The following is a 7,392-nucleotide window of genomic DNA, read 5'->3' as shown; positions in this document are numbered from 1 at the left end:
GGCCGCTAAGCCTGTTCCGCGCCGGCCAATCCGGCGCGGAACAGGCCCTGCTCCAGCCAGACCGCCGCGCGCACCCCGTCGGCGGCGGCCTGGCTGACCAGCGTCAACGCGTCGGGCAGCACGGGCAGCCTCGCGAGGTCTCCCGCCGCGGCCACCCCTGGCACCGTGGTGGCCTGGAACTCGTCGACCCGGACACAGCCGTCCGCGAGGATTTCGCAACCGAGGTCGGCGGCGAACGGCGCGCCCTGGCGCGTCGGGGCCCGGTGGAACAGCGCCTCGCGCCGCACCACCTCACCACCGGCCAGGTGGACCTCCACCGCGTCCAGCTCACCGGCGACCCGCTCGACGCGGTCCGTCCGCACCGGGATCCCCGCCTTGTCCAACCGGGCCAGTGCTTCGGCGGGCAGCTCGTGCTCGCCGTCGGTCAGGACCACGACGTCCTTGCCGAACCGGTCGGCGACGTAGAGCCCGAGCATCACCTGCGGCACGTCACGGCCGAGTACGGCGAGGGTTTTGCCGGTGGTCTCGTAACCGTGGCAGAACGGGCAGTGGAACACGCATTTTCCGAACCGCTCGGCCAGTCCAGGGATGTCCCAAGGCTCGTCCACCTGCCCGGTGGCGAGCACGAGCCGCCGCGCCCGCTCGACGCGGCCGTCCGCCAGCTCCACACGGAAATCGTCCAGTTCCCCGGAAACCGCCGTCACCCGCGCGGTTTCCAGCCGGACCGTTTCGTAGCCGGACAGTTCGTCCCGGCCGACGCGCAGCAGCTCCGCCGGGGAGAACCCGTCCCGGCTCAGGAACATGTGCACGCCGTCGGAAGGAGCGTTGCGCGGCTGCCCCGCGTCGAACACCAGCGTCGAACGCCGTTGCCTGCCCAGTACTTGCGCGGCGCTCAGCCCCGCGGCCCCGCCGCCGATCACGATGACGTCGAACACGATCACACTCCCTCGACCAGGTCCTGATAATGACTATCACTATCAGAAATCACCTGACCGGTCGATGTCCCCACTCGGAAAGGTCCTGGCAATGACCATCGCGATCCTCGGCGGCTACGGCGCCGTCGGCGCCACCGCGGCCCGGCGGCTCGCCGCCCACGGCGGCAACCCGGTCCGTGTCGGCGGCCGGAATCCTCGGTCCGCGTCCGCGTTGTGCGAAGAACTCGGCGACAACGCTTCCGCGCACGCCGTCGATCTGACCGACGGCCGTTCCCTGGCCACCTTCTGCGCCGGAGCCGCCGTCGTCCTCAACTGCGCCGGGCCCTCGTACCGCGTCCTCGACACCGTCGCACTCGCCGCCCGCGCCGTGGGCGCCCACTACGTCGACGTCGCCGGAGACCAGCCTCTGTTCCGACGGCTCGGCGCCTTGCCGCCGTCCGACCGGCTCGCCGTCATCTCGGCCGGTGTCATGCCCGGCCTGACCGCGATCCTGCCCCGGGGGCTGCTCGGCGACGACCCCGCGCGCACCGGCGTCGACCTGTACGTCGGTGGGCCCGTCCGGATCACACCGGTCTCGGCTCAGGACATCCTGCTGGCCACCGGACCCGACTTCGGCACGCCGCTGGCGTCGTGGCGCGACGGCGAAGTCGTCCAGGGATCCGTGAGTCCACAATGGAATGTCAGCCTTCCTCACTTCGGCCCCGCCGTGCACGCCCTGCCGTACCTGACCACCGAATCCGCGGATTTCGCGCGTCACCACGGCATCGGTGAGGTCCGGAGCTACTCGGTGTACGTGTCCGAACGGATCCCGACCACGCTGGCCACCGCCTGGGCCGAATCTCCCGACGACCCCACGGCCTGGGCCGGAGAGCTCGCCAAGGCCGCGACCGAAGACCTCTCCGAGCACGCGCCCCGCTACACGATCTTCGTGCGACGGCGCGACCTCGACGAGCGGAACCCGCCGGCCTGGCGGCTGCTCCAGACCACCGACCCATACCGCTTGAGCGGTGTCGTCGCCGCGCTCACCGCCCAAGCCGTCCTCGCGAGCGAGGCGACCGGACTCCACTCGGCGTGGCGATTCCTCGACCCGCACGAGACTTGGGCCGCCTTATCCGGCGATCCGCTCTGTCACACCGAAACGCACGGACCGGCTTCCCCTGCGCCACAACTCAAGGCCTGACGATCAGGACTTTCCTCCGGTGGACGAGGCGGCGCGCCGCCAGGCCGACTTGCGCAGCAGCCGCAGCCCGTTGAGGCCGACGATGATCGTGGAGCCTTCGTGCCCGGCCACGCCGAGAGGCAGGGGCAGATGGCCCACCAGGTCCCAGACGACCAGCACGCCGATGAAGGTGGCGGCGATGACCAGGTTGGCGATGACGAGCCGCCGGGCGCGACGGGCGAGGCCGATCACGGCGGGGATGGCCGCGAGTTCGTCCCGGGTGACGACCGCGTCGGCGGTATCGAGCGCGAGGTCGGATCCTCCCCGGCCCATCGCGACGCCGGTATGGGCCGCGGCCAGCGCGGGAGCGTCGTTGACGCCGTCACCGACCACCATCACCTTGGCGCCCCGCGCTTCCAGTTCGCGCACCGCGGCCACCTTGTCCTGGGGCAGCAGGCCCGCACGGACGTCGATGATGCCGACCTCGACGGCGAGGCGAGCGGCCGCGCGCCGGTTGTCACCCGTGAGCAGCACCGGCTCGGAACCGGTCAGCGCCGTCAGCCGGGTCACCGTCGCGGCCGCCGCAGGACGCACGCGATCGGACAGCCCCAGGACACCCGCCGGGCGGCCGTCGACGAGAACGACGACGGCCGTGTTCCCGGTTTCCTCCAGTTCGGCGACGGTGGCGCGAGCATGGTCGTGATCGTCTTCGAGCAGCCGCAGCGGGCTGCCGACCTCGATCCTGTGTCCATCCACGCGAGCCGACACGCCTCGTCCCGGCGCTGAAGTGAAGTCCTCGGCCGGACGCAGCGCGATCCCGGCATCGCGAGCGGCCGCCACGACAGCCCGGCCCAACGGGTGTTCGGAGGGATGTTCCGCGGCGGCGGCCAGCGCGAGCAGTTCGGTGTCGGCGATTCCGGCGCCGGGCAGGGCGCGGATCTCGGCCACCCGCGGCGTGCCTTCGGTGAGAGTGCCGGTCTTGTCGAAGGCCACGTGGGTGATCGCGCCGAGCCGTTCGAGCACGACGGCGGATTTGACCAGCACGCCGTGCCGCCCGGCGTTCGCGATCGCCGACAGCAGCGGAGGCATCGTCGCGAGCACCACCGCGCACGGCGACGCCACGATCATGAACGTCATCGCCCGCAGCAACGTCGGTTCGAGCGCGGCACCGAACAGCAACGGGATCACGAACAGCGCCACCGTGGCGGCGACCATGCCGATCGAGTACCGCTGCTCGATCTTCTCGATGAACAACTGCGTGCGCGCCTTCGTGGCACTGGCCTCCGCGACCATCGCGACGATCCGCGCGATCACCGTGTCCTCGGCGGGCCGCGTGATCCGCACCCGCAGCACGCCGGTTCCGTTGAGGGTGCCGGCGAACACCTCGTCCCCGGCCGTCTTGTCGACCGGCAGCGACTCACCGGTGATACTCGCCTGGTCGACGTCGCTCGAGCCCTCGACGACCTCGCCGTCACCGCCGATCCGCTCACCCGGCCGCACGACGATCAGATCGCCCACCCGCAGCACGGCCGTGTCGACGATCTCCTCGCCCACGTCGGTGAGCCGAGCCGCCCGCTCGGGGGCGAGGTCGAGCAGCCCGCGCACCGAGTCCTCGGTGCGTTTCGTCGCGATCGCCTCCAACGCCCCGGAGATGGCGAAGATGACGATCAGCAGCCCGCCGTCGAAAACCTGCCCGATCGCCGCGGCACCGATCGCCGCGAGGACCATCAGCAGGTCGACGTCGAGTTTGCGCTCCCACAACGCCTGCAGGCCAGCCCAGCCCGGCTCCCAGCCACCGGTGACATAGCAGGCCAGGTACAGGCCCCACCACAGCCAAGACGGCCCATCGGTGACCTGGACCAGTGCTCCCACCAGGAACAGGACCGTCGCGGCGGACGCCCACCGCACTTCCGGCAGCACCCACATCCCCGCCCTGCGCCGCCGGGGCACGGTCCGATCGGCAAGGCTCGCGCGCTCACGCACATCCGTAGTCACGCAGATAGCATATATACGCAGTCACGCAGATACGCAAGAAGCTGGGCAGCCAGGTATGCTCGCCGCATGCACACGTCGCTGCCGGACTTCGACATGCCCAACGAGGAGCAGGTACACCTGGCCGCCGAGTCCTTCCGCCTGCTGGCCGACCCGACCCGGATCAAGGTCCTGTGGGCGCTGTTGCAGGGCGAATCCTCCGTCGCCTGCCTCGCCGAACTCGCCGGCGCCGCCCCCACCGCGGTCAGTCAGCACCTGGCGAAACTCCGGCTCGCCGGCTTGGTCAAAGGCCGCCGCGAAGGCACCTTCGTCTACTACTCCGCCGCGAACGAGCACGTCGGCAGGCTGCTCAAACAGGCCCTCTTCCACGCCGACCACATCGACGCCGAGCCCAGGGCGGCCGCGCGTTGATCTGATCCGCCGGGGCCAGCGGCTCAATCGTGGTCGGGGATCCCGTGCAGATGATGGTCGGCCGCGTTCATGACCTCCGCCAGCAGGCGCCGGACGTGCCCGCCGCGGGCGCGGTAAAGGATCCGCCTGCCGTCCCTGCGCTGCGTGACCAGCCCGGCCAGCTTGAGCTTGGCCAGATGCTGGGACACCGCCGGACGCGCGATCGTCACCGCGGCCGCCAGCGACGCGACGTCGTACTCCTCGCCGCTGAGCAACCACAGCATCCGCATCCGGGTCGGATCGGCCAGCATCCGCAACGCCGTGGACGCGACCTCGACCTGGTCATCGGGAGGCAGCCGGGTCCACTGGTCGCCTGATTCGTCATGTGCGTACATGAGCACCTATCATGGAAGGAGCATCGAGCGGCTGGAGTGGTGGAGCGTGTCGTTGTTCGGCCATCGGGACTACCGGCATCTGTTCGGGGCGCAGCTGGTCGCGCTGTTCGGCACTGGATTGACGACCGTAGCGCTCGGGCTGCTGGCCTACGACTTGGCGGGCGCCAGTGCCGGTGCGGTGCTGGGAACCGCGCTGGCGATCAAGATGATCACCTACGTCACGGTCGCGCCGCTCGCCGGGGCCTACGCCGACCGGGTGCCACGACGGCTCTTCCTCGTTTCACTGGACGCCGTCCGCGCGCTCGTCGTCCTCGCGCTGCCCTTCGTTGACCAGGTCTGGCAGATCTACGTTCTGATCGTGGTCCTGCAGTCCGCGTCGGCGTCGTTCACCCCCACCTTCCAGGCCGTCCTCCCGGACATCCTGCCCGACGAACGCGACTACACGAAGGCGCTCTCGCTGTCGCAGCTGGCGTCGACGATGGAGAGCCTGCTCAGTCCCCTGCTGGCCGCGGCCGTGCTCAGCCTCGTGTCCTTCCACTGGCTGTTCACCGGCACCTCGATCGGGTTCGTCGCCTCCGCCGCCCTGGTGCTGAGCACCCGCATCCCCGACGCGACCCGCAGCGACCGCGGCGGAGTCCGGGACCGCACCCTCGCCGGGATCAAGATCTTCACCGCGACCCCGCGCCTGCGCGGAGCCCTCGGCCTCGACCTGGTGGTCGCCGCGGTCGGCTCGGTCGTCATGGTCAACACGGTCAACTACGTCCAGGACACCCTCGGCCGATCCCAGGCCGACGTCGCGCTTCTCCTGGCAGGCAACGGTATCGGCACCATCCTGGTCGCGCTCCTGCTCCCCCGCGCCCTCGACCGGATCCCCGAACGCACCGTCATGCTTTCCGGCGGCGGAACCCTCCTCGCCGGAATGACCGCCGCGATCGCACTGTCCACAGCGGACACCGGCGGCTGGCGATGGGGTGCGGCACTGACGGTCTGGGCGATCATCGGCCTCGGCGCCGGACTGGTGCTCACCCCCGTCGGCCGGGTCCTGCGCAAATCCGGCCACCCCAGCGACCGGCCCGCGATCTTCGCCGCCCAGTTCTCGCTGTCGCACGCCTGCTGGCTGCTCGCCTACCCCATCGCCGGCCGGCTCGCCACCACCGCCGGATTCACCGTGACCTGGCTCGTCCTCGGCGGACTCGGACTCCTCGGGCTCGCCGTCGCCGTCCAGTCATGGCCACGCCGCGATCCCCTGTTTCTCGAACACACCCACCACGGGCCTGTCGACCCCGCTCACCTCGCCGACGCCGTCCAGGTCGACGACGGCACGTGGCGGCACAGCCACGAGTTCGTCATCGACCGGCACCACCGCCGCTGGCCCGTGGCCTCGTGAGTGATCCCGCTGGCCCGGCGTCGAACTCGTATGTCGTGAAGGGTCCCTTTGAGACCTTCATCGTCTTAAAGGTGCCCTTCATGACATCCCACGACCGCGAAACTCTCGTGAGCGCGAGTACATGAAAGTCACCGGTACGCGTCAGACGCGGACGATCATCTTCCCCACGTTCTCCCCCTGGAGCATGCCGATGAAGGCGTCGACGACGTGGTCGAAACCCACGACCACCGTCTCGTCCACTTTGACCTCACCGCTTTGCAGGTGCGGAACGAGGAATTCCTCCAGCTCGCCTTGGCGATGCCGGTGATCGCGGACCAGGAACCCTTCCAGCCGCAGGCTTTTGTCGACGATGTCGAAGAGATTGCGCGGACCCGGCGGAGGTTCGGTGTTGTTGTACTGACTGATCGCACCGCACCACGCGATCCGGCCGCGTTCGCGCAGGGCGCTGATGGCCGCCTCGAGGTGGTCCCCGCCGACATTGTCGAAGTACACGTCGATCCCGTCGGGGGCGGCCGCGGCGAGTTGATCGCGGACCGGCCCGTCGTGGTAGTCGAAGGCACTGTCGAACCCTAGATCGTCGACGAGATGCTTGACCTTGGCCGCGGAACCGGTGCTTCCGATCACCCTCCCGGCACCGAGCAGACGCGCGAGCTGACCCGCCGAGCTTCCGACGCCACCGGCAGCCGCCGAGATGAACACGGACTCCCCTTCGCGCAACCGCGCGATCTCGGTCAGCCCGACGTAGGCACTGAGCCCCGTTCCGCCGAGGATGCCCAGGTAGGCACTGACCGGCACGCCCACCACCGACGGCAGCACCCGCGCGTCGCCCTTCTCCACCAGGGCGTGCGTACGCCAGGCCTGCCGATGGAACACCAGGTCGCCCTCGGCCAGCCCGTCGGCGCGCGAGTAGACGACGCGGCCGATCGACCTGCCTTCCAGCGGAACGTTCAGCTCCCAGAGCTCGTCCATGGATTCGCGCATGTACGGGTCGACGGAGAGATAGAGGTTCTCCACCAACGCCATTCCGGCCGACGGTTTCGGGACGGCACCCTCCACGAAGGCGAAGTCCTCCGGCACCGGCAACCCCCGCGGGCGCCTCACCTGATGCACGGCCCGTGACCGGTCAGCCATCGT

7 protein-coding genes are annotated in these 7,392 nt (G+C 70.0%); 3 read left to right on the top strand and 4 right to left on the bottom strand.

Annotation, left to right across the window (positions count from 1 at the left end; genetic code table 11):
• Nucleotides 1-5: 5 nt before the first annotated feature.
• Entirely contained in the window at nt 6-935 is a 930-nt protein-coding gene (locus tag ACFVM3_RS11615; protein WP_378437883.1) for an NAD(P)/FAD-dependent oxidoreductase, read from the bottom strand.
• 91 nt (nt 936-1,026) lie between these two features.
• Here ACFVM3_RS11615 and ACFVM3_RS11610 point away from each other — a divergent pair, with 91 nt between their 5' ends.
• Nucleotides 1,027-2,115: a saccharopine dehydrogenase NADP-binding domain-containing protein gene (locus ACFVM3_RS11610; protein WP_378437881.1), complete on the top strand. Its 1,089-nt coding sequence runs from the start codon at nt 1,027-1,029 to the stop codon at nt 2,113-2,115.
• Nucleotides 2,116-2,118: 3 nt separating this feature from the next.
• Here ACFVM3_RS11610 and ACFVM3_RS11605 read toward each other — a convergent pair whose 3' ends face one another.
• On the bottom strand, nt 2,119-4,020 hold the full coding sequence (locus tag ACFVM3_RS11605; protein WP_378437933.1) for a heavy metal translocating P-type ATPase: 1,902 nt from the start codon (nt 4,018-4,020) through the stop codon (nt 2,119-2,121).
• Between the two features lie 135 nt (nt 4,021-4,155).
• Here ACFVM3_RS11605 and ACFVM3_RS11600 point away from each other — a divergent pair, with 135 nt between their 5' ends.
• Complete coding sequence (locus ACFVM3_RS11600; protein WP_340681308.1) at nt 4,156-4,497, top strand: metalloregulator ArsR/SmtB family transcription factor; 342 nt, start codon at nt 4,156-4,158, stop codon at nt 4,495-4,497.
• A gap of 23 nt (nt 4,498-4,520) precedes the next feature.
• Here the strand turns inward: ACFVM3_RS11600 and ACFVM3_RS11595 are convergent, their stop codons facing one another.
• Nucleotides 4,521-4,871 carry a metalloregulator ArsR/SmtB family transcription factor gene (locus ACFVM3_RS11595; RefSeq protein ID WP_125682962.1) on the bottom strand — a complete coding sequence of 117 codons (351 nt, stop codon included), beginning with the start codon at nt 4,869-4,871 and terminating at the stop codon, nt 4,521-4,523.
• On the opposite strand from ACFVM3_RS11595, the gene ACFVM3_RS11590 reads away from it, so the two are divergent.
• A complete protein-coding gene (locus ACFVM3_RS11590; RefSeq protein WP_378437879.1) occupies nt 4,870-6,258 on the top strand; it encodes an MFS transporter in 1,389 nt (462 codons plus the stop codon). The genes ACFVM3_RS11595 and ACFVM3_RS11590 overlap by 2 nt on opposite strands.
• A gap of 141 nt (nt 6,259-6,399) precedes the next feature.
• Here the strand turns inward: ACFVM3_RS11590 and ACFVM3_RS11585 are convergent, their stop codons facing one another.
• Nucleotides 6,400-7,389 (bottom strand): NADP-dependent oxidoreductase, encoded by a 990-nt coding sequence (locus ACFVM3_RS11585; RefSeq protein WP_378437877.1) that lies wholly within the window; start codon nt 7,387-7,389, stop codon nt 6,400-6,402.
• Nucleotides 7,390-7,392: the final 3 nt, after the last annotated feature.

The sequence above is a fragment of the Amycolatopsis sp. NPDC057786 genome, assembly GCF_042797905.1.
In the GTDB taxonomy this organism is placed as follows: Bacteria; Actinomycetota; Actinomycetes; order Mycobacteriales; family Pseudonocardiaceae; genus Amycolatopsis.
Note: the sequence above shows the minus strand (reverse complement) of the source record. Positions and strands in the feature narration are given on the sequence as shown.

Excerpts from the sequence above, each read along its gene's own strand:
- ACFVM3_RS11600 (WP_340681308.1), top strand. The coding sequence starts at position 4,156 with ATGCACACGTCGCTGCCGGACTTCGACATGCCCAACGAGGAGCAGGTA.
- ACFVM3_RS11595 (WP_125682962.1), bottom strand. The coding sequence starts at position 4,871 with ATGTACGCACATGACGAATCAGGCGACCAGTGGACCCGGCTGCCTCCC.
- ACFVM3_RS11610 (WP_378437881.1), top strand. The coding sequence starts at position 1,027 with ATGACCATCGCGATCCTCGGCGGCTACGGCGCCGTCGGCGCCACCGCG.
- ACFVM3_RS11590 (WP_378437879.1), top strand. The coding sequence starts at position 4,870 with ATGAGCACCTATCATGGAAGGAGCATCGAGCGGCTGGAGTGGTGGAGC.
- ACFVM3_RS11585 (WP_378437877.1), bottom strand. The coding sequence starts at position 7,389 with ATGGCTGACCGGTCACGGGCCGTGCATCAGGTGAGGCGCCCGCGGGGG.
- ACFVM3_RS11605 (WP_378437933.1), bottom strand. The coding sequence starts at position 4,020 with ATGTGGGTGCTGCCGGAAGTGCGGTGGGCGTCCGCCGCGACGGTCCTG.